The organism is Bacillus sp. ISL-39, from assembly GCF_018613295.1.
Taxonomy (GTDB): domain Bacteria; phylum Bacillota; class Bacilli; order Bacillales; family Cytobacillaceae; genus Mesobacillus.
The window spans coordinates 71226-84640 of sequence record NZ_JAGGQM010000016.1; the positions used below are offsets into that span (position 1 = coordinate 71226).

14 protein-coding genes are annotated in these 13415 nt (G+C 43.9%); 7 read left to right on the forward strand and 7 right to left on the reverse strand.

The window, feature by feature from the left end; genetic code table 11:
• Window positions 1–5 precede the first annotated feature (5 nt).
• On the forward strand, window positions 6–515 hold the full coding sequence (locus tag J7E37_RS13455) for an antibiotic biosynthesis monooxygenase family protein (RefSeq protein WP_215024421.1): 510 nt from the start codon (window positions 6–8) through the stop codon (window positions 513–515).
• A gap of 456 nt (window positions 516–971) precedes the next feature.
• Here the strand turns inward: J7E37_RS13455 and J7E37_RS13460 are convergent, their stop codons facing one another.
• The 3 genes from J7E37_RS13460 to liaF are packed head-to-tail and all read right to left on the reverse strand — an operon-like array spanning window position 972 to window position 3413.
• Window positions 972–1613 (reverse strand): response regulator transcription factor, encoded by a 642-nt coding sequence (locus J7E37_RS13460; protein WP_214781830.1) that lies wholly within the window; start codon window positions 1611–1613, stop codon window positions 972–974.
• Window positions 1613–2647 (reverse strand): sensor histidine kinase, encoded by a 1035-nt coding sequence (locus tag J7E37_RS13465; protein WP_215024423.1) that lies wholly within the window; start codon window positions 2645–2647, stop codon window positions 1613–1615. The genes J7E37_RS13460 and J7E37_RS13465 overlap by 1 nt, the downstream gene beginning before the upstream one ends.
• A gap of 13 nt (window positions 2648–2660) precedes the next feature.
• Window positions 2661–3413 (reverse strand): cell wall-active antibiotics response protein LiaF, encoded by a 753-nt coding sequence (gene liaF / locus J7E37_RS13470; RefSeq protein ID WP_251009658.1) that lies wholly within the window; start codon window positions 3411–3413, stop codon window positions 2661–2663.
• Window positions 3414–3726: 313 nt separating this feature from the next.
• Here liaF and J7E37_RS13475 point away from each other — a divergent pair, with 313 nt between their 5' ends.
• Together J7E37_RS13475 and J7E37_RS13480 are read left to right on the forward strand one after the other, a co-directional pair.
• A complete protein-coding gene (locus J7E37_RS13475; protein ID WP_214781824.1) occupies window positions 3727–5118 on the forward strand; it encodes a hypothetical protein in 1392 nt (463 codons plus the stop codon).
• A 145-nt stretch (window positions 5119–5263) separates the two neighbouring features.
• Complete coding sequence (locus tag J7E37_RS13480; RefSeq protein WP_215024427.1) at window positions 5264–6481, forward strand: M20 family metallopeptidase; 1218 nt, start codon at window positions 5264–5266, stop codon at window positions 6479–6481.
• A 27-nt stretch (window positions 6482–6508) separates the two neighbouring features.
• On the opposite strand, the gene J7E37_RS13485 is transcribed toward J7E37_RS13480, so the two are convergent.
• The 3 genes from J7E37_RS13485 to J7E37_RS13495 all read right to left on the reverse strand — a co-directional run bounded on the left by J7E37_RS13485 (window position 6509) and on the right by J7E37_RS13495 (window position 9466).
• The gene (locus J7E37_RS13485) at window positions 6509–7231 is read right to left on the reverse strand and encodes an EcsC family protein (protein WP_215024429.1); all 723 of its coding nucleotides are present in this window, start codon (window positions 7229–7231) and stop codon (window positions 6509–6511) included.
• Between the two features lie 290 nt (window positions 7232–7521).
• Window positions 7522–8733 carry an ABC transporter permease gene (locus J7E37_RS13490; RefSeq protein WP_215024431.1) on the reverse strand — a complete coding sequence of 404 codons (1212 nt, stop codon included), beginning with the start codon at window positions 8731–8733 and terminating at the stop codon, window positions 7522–7524.
• Window positions 8726–9466, reverse strand: a complete 741-nt coding sequence (locus tag J7E37_RS13495; RefSeq protein ID WP_215024433.1) for an ABC transporter ATP-binding protein — start codon at window positions 9464–9466, stop codon at window positions 8726–8728. The genes J7E37_RS13490 and J7E37_RS13495 overlap by 8 nt, the downstream gene beginning before the upstream one ends.
• A gap of 577 nt (window positions 9467–10043) precedes the next feature.
• Between J7E37_RS13495 and J7E37_RS13500 the strand changes: the two genes are divergently transcribed.
• The 3 genes from J7E37_RS13500 to J7E37_RS13510 all read left to right on the forward strand — a co-directional run bounded on the left by J7E37_RS13500 (window position 10044) and on the right by J7E37_RS13510 (window position 12533).
• Window positions 10044–10463, forward strand: a complete 420-nt coding sequence (locus J7E37_RS13500) for an HIT family protein (protein WP_215024435.1) — start codon at window positions 10044–10046, stop codon at window positions 10461–10463.
• A gap of 344 nt (window positions 10464–10807) precedes the next feature.
• Entirely contained in the window at window positions 10808–11890 is a 1083-nt protein-coding gene (serC, locus tag J7E37_RS13505; protein ID WP_215024437.1) for a 3-phosphoserine/phosphohydroxythreonine transaminase, read from the forward strand.
• Window positions 11891–12014: 124 nt separating this feature from the next.
• Window positions 12015–12533: a tryptophan transporter gene (locus J7E37_RS13510; protein WP_214781812.1), complete on the forward strand. Its 519-nt coding sequence runs from the start codon at window positions 12015–12017 to the stop codon at window positions 12531–12533.
• Window positions 12534–12579: 46 nt separating this feature from the next.
• Here J7E37_RS13510 and yhzF read toward each other — a convergent pair whose 3' ends face one another.
• Window positions 12580–12771, reverse strand: coding sequence for a membrane protein YhzF (yhzF, locus tag J7E37_RS13515; RefSeq protein WP_214781810.1), 192 nt, complete (start codon window positions 12769–12771; stop codon window positions 12580–12582).
• 175 nt (window positions 12772–12946) lie between these two features.
• On the opposite strand from yhzF, the gene J7E37_RS13520 reads away from it, so the two are divergent.
• On the forward strand, window positions 12947–13318 hold the full coding sequence (locus J7E37_RS13520; RefSeq protein ID WP_214781808.1) for a YtxH domain-containing protein: 372 nt from the start codon (window positions 12947–12949) through the stop codon (window positions 13316–13318).
• The last annotated feature ends 97 nt before the right edge of the window (window positions 13319–13415 follow it).

Below are 13415 nucleotides of genomic sequence, written 5' to 3' on the forward strand. Positions count from 1 at the left end.
AGAAAATGAATCTATTTATTACATCGGGAACTCCAGATTTTTTGCTGAAATTAAAAGAAAAACACAAGGGTGAAACCATGATCTTGATGAACAACAATGAATCATCACTCCTTGTTCATGAGACAGACAAAAAAACAGTGTTCAGTTCACCAAGGAAATATGAAATCATTGATTCCGCTGGTTCACTTGACCATGAAGGGTTCGCTGTTCTCAACAATATCCCCGTAACAGATGAAGGCCGTCCCCTTTTTGAAGACCGATTTTTGAACAGGCCAAGGCTAATCGAGAATGAACCAGGTTTTGTTGCAATCCGCGTTCTTCGCCCTTTAGGATCCAACACTTATATCATTTTGACAATATGGGAAAACGAAGGAGCATTCGAGAACTGGCAAAAAACGAAGGCTTATGAGAATGCACACAAAAAACGCGGCACAGAAGCAGGAATAGATGCCGCAAGACCGAATATTTTTGAGAGTGCCTCATATGTTTCGAAATACTATATAGAAGGCGAATGATTGTCGCCTTTTCGCGCCACCATTGAGGTAATGGATGGCGCTTTTTTCTTGTCACCCGCCATTTCGCGTCTTCATCACGGTCATGGATGGCGCTTTTTTCTGATCAACTGCCGTTTCCCGCCTCCATCAGGGCCATAGATGACGCTTTTTTCTTGTCACCCGCCGTTTCATGCCTCCATCAGAGCGATGGATTACGCTTTTTGCAGATCTACCGCCGTTTCGCGTCTCCATCAGGGCCATGGATGACGCTTTTTTTCTGATCAACCATCATTTCTTGTCTCCATAAGAGTGATGGATTACGCTTTTGGTTAATCTATCGCCATTTTCTGTCTTCATTAGGGCCATGGTTGGCGCTTCTTGCTGACCCACTCCGTATTTCGCCTCCATCCTAGCACAGCTAAGTATTAGACTTTTCCAATATAAAAGAGGGTGTCATCTCCTGACACCCTCCTCCACTTATGTCGTCTTGATCAAACCGTTACGATTTGCATAAACAGCTGCTTGCGTTCTGTCGGACAAACCGAGTTTACCCAGTATATTCGAAACATGGGTTTTGACGGTTTTGACACCGATGAATAACTCCTCGCTGATCTGTTGGTTTGTCATACCTTCACCAATACATTTCAAGACATCAAGTTCTCGTTCTGTCAGTTCATCATGTGGTTTACGCTCTTGCGGTCTCAGCCTTTTCATCATTTTATTGGCCACTTTTGGTTCAATGACCGTCTCCCCTCTGGAAGCTTTTTCAATCGCCTTGATGACTTCTGACGCAGTCGCAGTTTTTAGCATGTAGCTGAATGCCCCTGCCTCAATGGCCGGAAAAACCTGTTCATCGTCATAAAAGCTCGTGATGATGATGATTTTACATTCTGGATAAAAGCTTAGAATCTCCCTGGTTGCATCAATACCCGATCCATTCTCCATTAACAGGTCCATCAGGACAACATCCGGCTTTGTTTCCTTTACAAGTGAAACGGCCCTTTTTCCGCTATCCGCCTCTCCCACAATTTCAATTGACGGTTCAGTTTCTAAATAGGAAATGATGCCTTTCCGTACCATTTCATGATCATCAACTACCGCAACCCTTATTTTCCCCATTACTCTTCCCTCCTCAAGGCCGGTATCCGTATTTCAATATATGTTCCTTCATCCGCTTTTGAACGGATATTATATGTACCGCCAATTTGTTCGCACCGTTCCCGCATTGTCTTAAGGCCATAAGATGTCATCTTTTCTTCGTGTATGTCAAAGCCTTTACCATCGTCACCTATATATAGATGGATGTATTGCTGCTCCTCCGCAAGCACCAATTTCACCTTTGTTGCCTCGGCATGGCGCAGGATATTCGAAAGTGCTTCCTGGACAATCCGAAATATATGCTCTTCTGCAGCCTGCGAAAGATGCTCGATTTCATCGACACTTGCTTCGAATGCCAGGTTCGTTTTTTGCTTCAGCTCCCTGATCAGTTTAATGATACCTTCGCACAAACTCTCGCCGCTCAATTGGACAGGCCTCAGGTGAAGAAGAAGGGCCCTCATTTCACCCTGTGCTTTGCCCGCTATCCCAGAAATTTGCTCCAGCTGCTTCCGGGCCTTTTCTGGTTCCTGGTCAAACCATCTCAGTGAAGCAGATGACATCATACTAAGCGCGAATAGCTGCTGGCTGACTACATCATGGAGATCCCTGGCAAGCCTTTGCCTTTCCTCCATGATGGCGGCCGACTTTGCGGTCTTGGATAGCTCTGTTTTTTCCTCTGCCAGCCGCTGCAATGAATGAACCTGCTCCTGAAGGTATTCAGATAACTGATTAAGCTCTTCTGAAATGAGTCCGATCTCATCTCTTTCATCCGTTTTCATTCTTTCCGTGAATTTGCCTCTGCGCAATGTGGCAATAAACTGAAAAATGTCACCCAGGCGTCCTTTGATTACATAGCTTCCTCGTAAACTGAAATAAAATCCAGCTGCAGCCATTACGACAAAGCTATACAGCCAAAACCAGAAGGTCATAGCAGTCGAAAGGCCGCTGTCGGGAACAAGGAATAAAAAAACTTGAAGGCCGATGAAGAGGATGAGGGAAGTTATGAAAGCCATCATCAAGAACGTTTGGATAAACCATAAGCGTATACTTGTCATTTGCTACTCCCCCCTACACCCGATCAATCCTCACAGAACCGATTTTCAATTCGATCGTAATGTTCAATTTTCTTAGTGCCTGATCATAATCATCCGACTTATATGCAACTACATGCTTTATTTGCTCCTCGGCATAATCAAAGAGCTTTACTTCACCGATACCTATGACAGCATTGATGTTTACCGGGACATCCTCCGGAATGAGCATTTTCACTTCACCAATCCAGCCTCTCACCCTTATTGGCGTCTCCCTGTCAGGAATGAAGCCCTTGCTGAAGTCGATAAAATATTCACCGACCATATTGTATAAATCCATTGGTTCGACTGCCCAGTTTTGCTTTTTGAATGTTACCTTGCCCATCGATACTCCGCGAATTTTCTTCAAGGACGTTTCGGTCGCCGGGATATTTTCCTTCTCCTTGGCTGACGGAAAATCAGTTCGGTAAATAACCTTTATTTTTCTGCTGTTAAACAGAATGGCTGCACCTAGATAAATCAACACCACAGGCCAAAGCTTCCACACATCAAGAAATTGAAAAACAACCAGGCCAAAACGGTCCATGATCAGCAGTGATGAAAATAGGACTATGAATGACCCCCAGCCAAATCGCTTCTGCAACAAAACCACTATTCCATACACAATGAGTAGAAAAGGATATGTTACGACAAAAAGTTCTTTTATTTCCAAGGAAATGACACCTAAATTGACTAGCAGCAGAATAACCCCTATGGCTGAAAGTAAGACAGCAGCGGCTATCTGATTCATAGAACGTGTCCCCAAAACTTCCCCCTTCTTTCTTTCCAGCATAATCACTTATTCTTTTCCAGCTGGGATAATCCTTTTTTTATGTTAAACATCGCTGGTTCTCAGGATAGAATCATAGCTTCATATTAAAAGATGGATGGACATTTTCCGCCCCTCCTGAGAAGCTTTTCCTCTCCGTCTCGAGACCGAAAAAAAATCCCCAATACCGCTCACACCTTTTTGCTGCCATCATATCCTGTAGTACTCAATTAGGAAATTTGCCTATATTGCATAAAGGGCAAACAGCATGTCATTTAGAAAGGAGCTTTATACCATGGCTGTAGAATTATCCGCACTACATTGGATATATGTTTTATTCATCTTACTCATTATCGGTTTCATGGTCATGAAAAGAGATACAACCCTTATATCGATTACCGGTATCTTTTTATTGGCCATCGTCGCTACGGGATCCTTGAGTGGGTCGGTCAGCAGCATATTCAATAGCTTCATATATGCGATCACCGAGCTTTTGCCTACTATTCTTGTTATTTCGATTATCGTGGCGATGAGCAGGACACTTACGGTGACCGGGATCAATGATGCGATGATATCCCCGTTTGCAAAGCTGATCAAAACACCCGCGCTTGCTTATTGGACGATTGGTATTGTCATGATGGTCATATCCTGGTTCTTCTGGCCTTCACCTGCTGTAGCATTGATGGGGGCAGTCCTTTTACCAGTTGCTGTCAGAGTCGGATTGCCTGCGCTCGGGGTAGCCGTAGCAATGAACCTCTTCGGGCACGGAATTGCTCTCTCTGGAGACTTTGTCATCCAGGCTGCTCCAAAGCTGACGGCTGATGCAGCTGGCATTCCTGTCAGCTCGGTTGTTCAGGCCAGTATCCCGCTTGTCATTGTCATGGGTCTAGTCACAACGGTCACCGCTTTCTATCTGTTAAAAAGAGACATGAGAAACGGCACACTAAAGGGCGGCGGTACGCTCGAAGTAGAACTGGATCAAACTAGTGATCTAAGCTTGCTATCAGACAGTGCCAGAAAATTCTTCGCCCTCCTGGTTCCGATTTTATTTGCAGCAGATGTCGCAGCAATGTCCATTCTCGACTTACAAGGAGGCGACGCAACCGCACTGGTAGGCGGGACCTCGATCTTCATCCTTCTTCTCATTTCCATCGCCGCACATAAAAATAAAGGGCTCGAGAAAACAACCAGCTACCTCATCGATGGATTCCAGTTCGGATTCAAGGTTTTCGGAGCAGTCATCCCAATCGCCGCCTTCTTCTACCTTGGAGATTCAGGCTTCACAAAAATCATCGGGGAATTCCTGCCAAAAACTTCGCAGGGAATTGTAAATGACCTCGGAGTGGCGCTTGCTTCTGTTGTCCCGCTCAACGCTGAAGTGGGTGCGGTGACCCTCACTGCTGTCGGCGCAATCACTGGTCTCGATGGATCAGGCTTTTCCGGAATTTCTCTGGCAGGGTCGGTGGCAGCGATTTTCTCTACTGCCATAGGGGCCGGAGCGGCTACCCTTACTGCCCTTGGCCAAATTGCTGGCATATGGGTTGGCGGCGGCACCTTAGTTCCATGGGCATTGATTCCGGCAGCTGCAATTTGCGGTGTCGATCCGTTCGAATTAGCGAGAAGGAATCTGCTTCCGGTCACAATCGGCCTTATTGTCACCACGATCGTTGCAATGTTCCTTATATGACTTAAAACACTGGATGCCACTCAGGTGGCTCCATTTATATACGAAGCTTCCTTCACGGGAGCTTCTTTTGCTAGGATTCTAAAATGTTTTTATTCTATTTATGTGCTATAATTATTTAAATTATCAAACTATTTTACATAAGGAGATGAATCAATTGCAGGATCAGCTTTTTAAAAAGATAGATAACCTTTTTCCGGAAATGGTGGAAATCCGCCGGTATATGCACCAACATCCTGAATTGTCTTTCCAGGAAGTGAACACAGCTAAATATATCCAATCGTATTATGAAAAACTTGGCGTTGAGGTCCGAGCCAATGTGGGCGGAAATGGAGTAGTCGCAAAAATCCACGGTGCAAAGCCCGGAAAAACGGTCGCCCTTAGAGCTGATTTTGATGCCCTGCCGATTCAGGACGAGAAAGATGTACCATATAAATCAGTAGTTCCCGGTGTGATGCATGCATGCGGCCATGATGGCCACACAGCAACATTATTGGTGCTTGCAAAAGTACTCTTTGAAAACAGGGGAAATTTGCAGGGAACGTATGTGATGATTCACCAGCATGCTGAGGAGTATGCTCCAGGCGGGGCAATCTCGATGATTGAAGACGGCTGTCTTGAAGATGTAGATGTGATTTTCGGTACCCATCTGTGGGCCACTGAACCGACAGGGACAATCCAATACCGGATCGGGCCCATTATGGCGGCAGCTGACCGGTTTGAAATAGCGATCCAGGGAAAAGGCGGACACGGCGCCCAGCCGCATAAAACAAAGGACGCCATCGTCGCTGGAGCTCAGCTTGTTTCGACCTTACAGCAAATAGTCAGCAGACGTGTCGATCCTGTTGATTCCGCAGTTGTGACCGTAGGTTCGTTCGTAGCAGACAATGCCTTTAATGTAATTGCCGATAAAGCAAAGCTGATCGGCACAGTAAGGACATTCAACGAATCAACCCGGGATTTCATATCTTCGGAAATTGAAAAAGTAGTCCATGGCACCTGCCTGGCAACAGACTGCACCTATGATTACCAGTATGAAAAAGGCTATCCAGCCGTCGTCAACCATGCAGCAGAAACTGAGTTCCTGATTGACTGCGCAACTAAAGTACCGGAAGTGACAAAAATTGAAGAGAGCGACCTTCAAATGGGCGGCGAGGACTTTGCCTACTACCTGCAGAATGTAAAAGGTACCTTCTTCTTCACCGGGGCACAGCCTGAATCAGACGGGTCGTACCCACACCACCACCCAAGATTCGATTTTGACGAAAAAGCAATGGTCATCGCGGCAAAGACTCTTTGCGCAGCCGCGCTCAACTATCAAACAAAGGGACAGATCAAGCATAAAAAAAGTGAAACATTAGCTTAAAGATCCAATGCATAACACCTCCGCTCCTCATGGTTGCGGAGGTGTTTGCAGTATTCTCATTCTATAGGCGTTCATCGCAGTTTCTCCAAGCTGGTCAAGCAGATTGTAATTTGCGTAAGCTCCAACAACAGCTCCAACCCCAGGCATCAGCTGCAGCATTTTGACGAAGTCAATATAATCTCTGTATTCCTGCTGAAATTGCTGCCAATCCAGTTCCGTCAATTCAGCTTTTCTTGCTTCCCAGTTTTCTATCAAATCCAGTGTCTGCTTTCGATGGTCATCACTTGAAAAAGCCAGCTGGAAAACATGAAGGATAAATAGCCTTTCTTCATATCTTGAAGGGTCAAAACCATATACAGATGAAGCATCAAAAAGAAACTTCATTTTTATCGATAAAAGCAATGGAAAATCTGCCATTCCAAGCAGTATGCCCCCGGCTCCAGTTCCAGCCCCCTCGACGGCTGCTGTCCTCTTGTATCCTGACAGCTTTTTCAGAAGCTGCTGGTCTTTTTCGGCAAGTGTCAGCCCTGTTCCCTGCTGTTTTCTCGTTGTGTAATTCGATCCAGCCAGAGTTGCCTTGACCATATTTTTAATGCTCTCCGTTAAAAATTGATGGACTTTGTCTGGAATCAGCTCATTCACTTTCGTCTGCGCTCTTTTAGATGCACGCGCCAAAAGGCTAGAGCGTTTATTCAGCTTCCGCTTCCAGGCAAGGACCTCTTCATAAGCCTTCAATTCATATTCATTCAAAGCCTTCACTCCTTGTTTTTACTAGGCTCTTTTCTCAAACTTTGTTGCTATTGACTAAAAAATAGGATTGAATGACATTTTTTCTTTGCAAACTTGACTCTTTATAATGAGAAAAGAGCATGCAAACTTAATACCGACCAGCAAAATGACTTTATATACGTTAAAATCGGCTTTAGGATTTTACCAACAATCTTTACAAACAGCCTTTTACTAATACGTATTAAATGCAAAAACGATTCAAAAAAATCCTTTTCATAAAAGCTTGAAGCGATTACGAAAAGGATTCTTAATCAGGATTTCAGCCTGCTCCGGCTGTAGAAATAAACAAAAAACAGCGAAAACGCAATTCCGGAAGCGAGTACGATTGCTGCTGACAGCCATTCTCCTTTAATCAGAACTGTCCCCGCAAATACAGCTGCCTGGAAAATCATGATTCCCAATAGCAAGCTCGTAAAGGATTTCATTCTTGCATACTCCGGCACCGGATACAGACCGACCCATAGTTTGTTTTGATGATGGTTCCATAACGGCAAAAGCTGGAACCCTGTCAAATACATGAAAAGCAAAGCGAAAAAAATTTGCCCTGGCCCATAAGTGAGGTAATAAAGTGCTGCTCCCCCTATAATTGTAAGGCGGACAAGCAAGCCAAAATAATCACCGGACCTCGCGAAGGTCCTTAAGTAAAGATGGCTGAAGGTCAGGTCCTGCTTATACGGAATGATGTTAACCAGCCAGTCGAGCCATTTCCTCCTTTTCGTGCGGTCCCGCAGCTTCGGAACATCCGTAAACATATTGGCCAGACGGTAAAAGGCGTTCATCCGTCTTTCTTCATCCTCGATCAGCTGCTCCCACTTCAAACCCTTGTCCTTCGCCTGTTTTTGGTAATACAAATACAGCAGGATCAAGGCAACGATTGGAACCGCAGCAAAAATCAGCTGGGCTCCTGAAAAGATAAAATACAAAAGCACCGCATTGATGCAAAAACGAATGACGCTGTCCGTCAATTTTACATTTCTCTCGATAAAGTACTGTACATTCCAGCGGATCAGGATATTGATCCATTTTATCAGGATGAGTGCGACCAATAAGATGAAAAACGCTTTGAAGTCAGCACCATGTATTTTTACATGCAGCGGCATCAGCACCGCGAGTATCATCAGCAATAAATAGGATTGCAGGCTCAGGCTGAATACAATAGATTTCCTGAAATAATCATCCAATCTGGTTTCGAGCGGCAATAGAAATATTTTATCCGCCTCGGTCAAGAATGTCTGGATTGGGCTGTATGAAAGTACGGCCGCAAGAATCAATGCGATGATCCAAGCTGCCGGGAAATCCGGCTGCAGCGTATCAATCCACTTTTGATAGTAGAATGCCGCTGTGCCCAATAAAAACAGGACGACAATCACTAAATGGCCATTAAATATGTATCGAAGGTAGCTTCCGGTTTCCTTTGCAAAAGTACCGAAACGCTCCTTCCATAAGTGCTGGGGATTAAACATAGTCTTCTTCCTTTGTCAGTTGGATATACAAATCATCCAGTGTTGCTCCAGGCATCTTGAACTGATCCCTCAGTTCTTTAAGCGTCCCATGTGCCCTGACCTCCCCATTATGGAGAATGACAAACCGGTCGCAATATCGCTCAGCCGTTGCGAGAATATGCGTCGACATCAAAATGCCTGCTCCGTTTTCCTTCATTTTGTCCATCAGGTCCAATAAGGATTGAATTCCAAGCGGATCGAGACCGACAAATGGCTCATCAACGATATAAAGGGAGGGTTGTACCAAAAACGCGCACATAATCATGACCTTTTGCTTCATCCCTTTTGAAAAATGGGCCGGGAACCATTTCAGCCTTTTGCTCATCCTGAATTCCTTTAGTAAAGCATCTATTCGCTGCTCATATTCTTTTTCATCAAGGCCATAGGCCATGGCTGTCAGACGCAGATGCTCCTCAAGAGTCAATTCTTCATAAAGAATAGGAGTTTCTGGCACAAAGGTGAACTGCTTCCTGTATTCCTCCTTGCCTTCCAAAAAGGTCCTGCCATTGATTTTAATGTCACCTTTATGTGGTTCCATCAGACCGATTACGTGCTTGATTGTCGTACTTTTTCCGGCACCGTTCAGGCCGATCAAGCCAACGATTTCATTTTTATTGACAGTGAAGCTCACATTTTTCAAAACCGGATTTCTTGTATATCCGCCGGTCACCTCGTTAATTTCCAATAAAGACATGTACAACGTCCTTCCAGTTCATATTTCTGTACCGTTATTTTAACAAATCCAGATCCATTAGGAAAAGCTTCAACTTATATCGAAACTTTTTCGCATATAAGCAGCACATCGGGGCATCATAATTTTTGAAGGGGAAACAAGCAATAATTCGAAATGAGGTGTCTGTTAAAGACATATTATTCGATTTATAAGCACACTGGTTTCAACGTTCAATCAAGGGGATGGTTGCATTGCGCTACGTAAATGTTAACCCAGCCGTTCAGTAACATCACTCCGACATTTTGAAATGAGGTGTGTGTCGCAGATCACTTCCCGCTTTATAAGTTGTGAAACCGACTAAAGCAGACAGGGGATGGTCCGATTGAACCAGGTACTGAATAACCCATCATTTTTATAATTCAAATGAATTGTAAATGAGGTGTTTATCAAAGGTATACCTGCTGAGAACGTCAATGAACAGTAAATCGTTTTCCCTTCAGGGACAGGATTCCATGCGGATCCTGTCCTTTCTTTCTTTATGTTTATTGGCAAAATGTGATAAAATACCAGAAACATGACAATGGAAAGGGTGGAACAAATGAGTGATTGTATTTTTTGCAAGATCATCAATGGCGACATTCCTTCAGCTAAGGTTTACGAGGACGAAAATGTACTGGCATTCCTCGATATCAGTCAGGTAACGAAAGGACATACACTTGTCATTCCTAAAGTACATAAGGAAAATGTCTATGAATTAACGGATGAAATTGCGGCGAATGTATTCAAGGCGGTTCCAAAAGTCGCCAATGCAATCAAGGCTGCATACGACCCAATCGGATTGAATGTTCTTCAAAACAATGGGGAAGCAGCCGGCCAATCTGTCTTCCACTTCCATATGCACTTGATTCCGCGCTATGGCAATGGCGATGGATTCGGCGCTGTCTGGAAAACCCACCAGGATCAATACACTTCGGACGATTATCAGAAAATCGCTGCTGAAATCAATAGCAAGATTTAGACTTCCGCCCATTGCGGGAGTTTTTTTATTGGTACTAGAATCAACTTTTATATTGGACACTATTCTGGCTTTCCACATCGTGTTTGTCCGATAGAGCCTTCCTATCGGACACTTTTTGCGGTTTCTCCTTTGCGTTTGTCCGTTAGACCTTCTTTCGGAAGCATTGGCGTCTACCTGTCCATACAGCTATCTGTTTCTTTCGTCATATGTAAAGAAATTCGTACTTCTTGAAATTTATTTTAATTTTTCTGAAAACATTAGAATTTTGCTTGGTTTTCTGGTAGCATATTAATAACTTTAACACATTAAAGAAATACCGTAATTTATTTTTCGGGGGGATCCACTTGAAACGAGTACTCAATTTTAATGCTGGTCCAGCTGCATTGCCAGAGGCAGTATTAGCGAAAGCAGAAAAAGAAATGATGAATTACCTGGGCTGCGGCATGGGCGTAATGGAGCTTAGCCATCGAAGCAATGAATTCGAAGAAATAAATGAACGTACAAAAAATTTGCTCCGGGAGCTGCTCAACATTCCTGATGATTATGAGATCCTATTTCTCCAGGGTGGTGCAAGCCTGCAGTTCTCGATGGTGCCAATGAACCTTCTTGAGGAAGGATCGGCTGCGAGTTATGTCCTTACCGGAACATGGTCAGAGAAAGCATTCAAAGAAGCTCAGAAGATTGGAAAGGCAGTAGTAGGCGCATCTTCCAAACATCTCAATTATAAGTCTATCCCCAGAATATCAGAAATCGATATACCAGCTGAAACTTCCTACCTCCACATCACGACGAACAATACCATCTATGGAACCCAGTGGCATTCCTTTCCTGAGGGCCTGCCTAACCCGCTCGTTGCTGACATGTCCAGTGATATTCTCAGCAGGCCATTAAATCTATCATCATTTGGACTCATCTATGCCGGTGCGCAGAAAAATCTCGGCCCATCAGGTGTCACAGTCGTCATTATCCAAAAGGACTTGCTTAAGCGCTCTAAACCAGGTCTGCCTTCTATGCTTAATTATCAGGTTCACGCTGATTCAAAATCACTTTATAACACTCCCCCTACTTTATCGATATATTTCCTGATGCTGGTGCTCGAATGGGCCGAAGCGCTGGGCGGAGTAAAACAGCTTGAACTTATGAGCTGCCAAAAAGCTGCTCTGCTTTACGATGCGATAGACAGAAGTGATGGGTTCTATACCGGTCATGCCGAAAAAGGTAGCCGTTCACGAATGAATGTCACCTTTACACTCGAAACTGATGATTTGACTTCGGCCTTCCTCCACGAGGCGGAGGAATCCGGCTTTATTGGACTTGGCGGCCACAGATCCGTTGGCGGCTGCAGAGCATCGATCTATAACGCTGTTCCTCTTGAAAACGTTGAGAAACTTGCCGATTTCATGAATTCATTCAGAAGCAGAAATTAACAGAATATTAAACCTTTACTCCATTAAAATATATGTTATAATTGGAGAAAGCTTTTCGCTGCAGGCACAGAGAGCACTGCAGGAGGAGTACTAGTTAGCTAGAATAGCAGAGGAGAGATGAGAAATGAATACGAAGAATCTTGTTGCATTGTCACTTTTAGTGGGAATGGGGGCAGTATTGCACGCGGTTATGCCAGGTTTTTTCCTTGGCATGAAGCCTGATATGATGCTGACGATGATGTTCCTTGGAATCATCCTGTATCCTGACAAAAAGAGTGTACTATTAGTTGGAGTCGTCACTGGACTGATATCTGGATTGACTACTACTTTCCCAGGAGGCCTTGTCCCGAACATAATTGATAAGCCTGTTACTGCGTTTGTCTTTTTCGGAATCCTGATGGCCCTGAAAAATTTCAAGTTTTCTATTTATACTGCAGCTGCCCTTACAGTGATTGGAACCATCGTATCAGGAGTTGTTTTCCTGGGTTCTGCATATTTCATTGTTGGCCTGCCAGGACCGTTCACAGCTCTATTCGCTGCAGTTGTACTTCCTACAGCAGCAATCAACGCCGTTTTCATGGCCATTCTTTATCCCGTGGCAACGAACATTTTTAAAAGAGCAAAGCTTGCTGAAATCAATTAAAAAAATTGCAGCCCCTGACCATAGCGGTCAGGGGCTTTGTTTTGCTCTATTGGAATGTGTAAAAGATAATCCCGATCAGTAAAAAAATGGCTCCTCCTCCTGCCAGGGTACCTGCTCTCTTCCGCAAAAGCGCCTTGGGAGGATACATACCTGGCTTCTTTAACGCAAGGAGATGATGGACGGCCCCCACGAAGAAAGCAACGCTGATGAAAAACACTACACTTGTAAAAATCCCCATTCCCCTCCTCTCCCTTCCTGAACCTGACCTTACTATATTTTTATGCCTGTTAATTTAAGGCTATGAAGCTAATAACGTTTATTTGTGCGAGAATAGGAAATTAAATATAGAAGAAAAGAGGAATCCGGATTCATTTGGAGAACATATACAGAAAAATTAATGAGGTGGTCAGAGTATGAAAACGAAAAAAGTTTTAACAGGAATGGTTATAGGTGGTGTTGTAGCAGGAATTGCAACGCTGCTTGCAGCACCCAAGTCAGGATATGAAACAAGGAGAACCCTTCTGGCTAATAAAAATGAATACATCGGATCCATCAAGGATATTAAGGATTCGGCTATGGAGTTGAAAAATACAGTGGCCACCGCTTCAAAGGAAGGAAAAGCTTCCATCCAAACATTTATTACCGATGTAAAGACAGCTATTTTTGAGTGGAAGCTTGAAACGGAGGAAAATAAGAAAGGTCTCCAGGAGGATGTCAAGGAGCTTGAAGATTCAATTAAAGATTTGGAGTCTGAATTGGCTGCTGCAAATTCTAAAGAAAAATAATCAGAATAATCCTTCCCCTAAAGTAAATTTTTCCGGCGGGAAGGATTTTCCTTTTTTATCAAGAAAGATATATTATGCAAATTGGAATTTTCTTTTG